This is a genomic window from Streptomyces sp. SID14478 (assembly GCF_010548525.1).
Taxonomy (GTDB): Bacteria; Actinomycetota; Actinomycetes; order Streptomycetales; family Streptomycetaceae; genus Streptomyces.
Genome location: NZ_JAAGMG010001240.1, coordinates 1 through 2,306, shown reverse-complemented (window position 1 = coordinate 2,306; position 2,306 = coordinate 1). Strand labels below are relative to the sequence as shown.

The 2,306-nt window shown below is 74.4% G+C and carries 3 protein-coding genes; 2 read left to right on the top strand and 1 reads right to left on the bottom strand.

What is annotated here, in order from left to right; all coding sequences use genetic code 11:
• On the bottom strand, positions 1–860 hold an 860-nt coding region (locus tag G3I40_RS39855), incomplete at its 3' end, for a hypothetical protein (RefSeq protein WP_164559704.1).
• 83 nt (positions 861–943) lie between these two features.
• Here G3I40_RS39855 and G3I40_RS39850 point away from each other — a divergent pair.
• Together G3I40_RS39850 and G3I40_RS39845 are read left to right on the top strand one after the other, a co-directional pair.
• A complete protein-coding gene (locus G3I40_RS39850) occupies positions 944–1,513 on the top strand; it encodes a TetR/AcrR family transcriptional regulator (protein ID WP_164559702.1) in 570 nt (189 codons plus the stop codon).
• Positions 1,510–2,160, top strand: a complete 651-nt coding sequence (locus G3I40_RS39845; protein WP_164559700.1) for an alpha-ketoglutarate-dependent dioxygenase AlkB — start codon at positions 1,510–1,512, stop codon at positions 2,158–2,160. Before G3I40_RS39850 ends, G3I40_RS39845 begins: the two co-directional genes overlap by 4 nt.
• Positions 2,161–2,306 lie beyond the last annotated feature (146 nt).

The following is a 2,306-nucleotide window of genomic DNA, read 5'->3' as shown; positions in this document are numbered from 1 at the left end:
CCGCGCAGCGCCGGCCGCCGCACGGGCCGGGGTGAGACCAGGGCCGACAGCAGGGGGAGCGCGAGGCGCGCGGCACGGCCGGTCGGGGCGTGGTTCGACGCGGCGGTGACCGAGAGGGCGCCGCTGGCACGCTGTGCGGCGAGCAGTTCGCCGGAGGAGATGCCCGCCGCGGTCACGCTCTCCCCGTCGGGCAGCGCGATGCGCTGCGGATCCGCGCCGATCCGGTCCCCGACCAGGCGCCCGCCGCGGTAGCGACGGCCACCGATGGCCAGTCCGTCCAGGAGCGAACCGGCGAGTGCCTCGCCCACCACACCCGCCTCGGTGCCCACCGACGCCAGCGCGTCGACCCGTACGTGATCGGGTGTCGGGCGGCCCTCGCACAGCGACACGACGACCGCCTCGGTCGCGAGGACGCCGAACCCGACGCCGGTCAGCACCGAGCTGCCCGCGTCGACCGCCTCGTGCTGCAGCGCGAACAGGCGGGGCAGCGCGGTGAGGTCGTTGGCCAGGTCCAGGTAGTGCCCGCCCGGCATGCAGGCCCGTGCGGTCCGCACCGCCGCATCGCCATACCCGCCCAGGGTGTTGACGACCACGGCCGGTCGCCGCCGCCCGATCTCCGCGACGACCGCCTCTGTGCCGTCGGCCACGACGAGCGGCACGTCGGCGCCCCGGCCGAGGTCCTCCCGTAGCCGGTGCAGCCGCTCGGAGTCACGGCCCACCAGTACGGGCGTCAGGCCCTGCGCGAGGAGGCGCGCGGCGACGGGGCGGCCGATGCGGCCCGTCGCCCCGAGGATCCAGACCTCACCGGTCGGGTCCGTCCCTGCGGGTGCGCTCTCCGGTGTGTGCGCGGTCGCGTCCATGTCTCCTCCTAGTGATGGCACCCTGTGTCATCACTACGCTAGCAGCAATGACACTCTGAGACATCACTTGATAGGGTCGGCCCATGGCGAGATGGGATCCGGGAGCGGAAGAGCGGCTCAAGAAGGCGGCGCTGGAGCTGTACCGCACGCACGGGTACGAGCGCGTGACGGTGACGCAGATCGCCGAGCACGCCGGACTCACCCGGCGCTCGTTCTTCCGGTACTTCCCCGACAAGCGGGAGGTCCTCTTCGCCGGATCGGAGCAACTGGCACCGGCCGTGTCCGAGGCCGTGCTCGCCGTCGACGCCGATGCCGCACCGCTGGCAGCCGCCCTGGAGGCGCTGGCGGCGATCGGCACCCGGCTCGTGGCGTACGCGGACGACGCCGACGAGCGCCGCGCCGTGATCGACGCCAGCCCGGAACTGCAGGAACGCGAGCGCAGCAAGCTCGCCGGCGTCACCACCGCGGTGCGGGACGCGCTGCGGCAGCGCGGGGCGGACGCGGGCCGCGCGGACCTGGACGCACAGCTCGCGATGGTCGTCTTCCGCGGCGCCTTCGACCGCTGGGTCGAGGGGCGTGGACGGCAGGACTTCCCGGAGTGCCTGCGCGAGGTGACGGACCTGCTGCGTCACACGGTGGCGGGAGGGCGGTGAGCGACGTGGGCGCACTGTTCGGACGGGAGCGCCGGGAGATCGCGCCGGGCGCCGTGCACCTGCCCGACTGGCTCGACCCGGATGCCCAGCGGGAGTTGGTGGCCGCCTGCCGCGCGTGGGCGCGCCCGCCAGCGGGACTGCGCACCGTACGCACGCCCGGCGGCGGGCAGATGACGGCGCGTCAGTTTGGGCTCGGCTGGCACTGGTCACCGCGCGGCTACGCCCGGACCGCCGTCGACGGCGACGGCGCCCCGGTCAAGCCCATGCCGACGGAACTGGCGGAGCTGGCGGCCCGGGCCGCGCAGGCGGCCACGGGCGCACCCGTGGCTGCCGCGTACGACATCGCGCTGGTCAACTTCTATGACGCGGACGCCCGGATGGGCATGCACCAGGACCGGGACGAGGAGGCGGACGCGCCGGTGGTCTCGCTCAGCCTCGGGGACGCCTGCGTCTTCCGGTTCGGCAATCCGCACACGCGCACCAAGCCGTACACCGACGTCGAACTGCACAGCGGTGACCTCTTCGTGTTCGGCGGCCCCGCACGCCTCGCCTTCCACGGTGTCCCGCGCATCCGCCCGGGCACCGGCCCCGCCGAACTGGGGCTCACCGGCCGGTTGAACGTCACGCTGCGGGTCAGTGGACTGTGAGGCGGGGTTCACCGAGCGGGCGGGCGGCGTTCACCGGCTACCATTCCTGACCGTGATCAGGGCGAGGAGTTGCTGATGGGCGGCAGGGCGGCCTCCGGGGACGGGAGCCACACGGCGGGCGACGGAGCCGCGCGGCCACCGCGCCT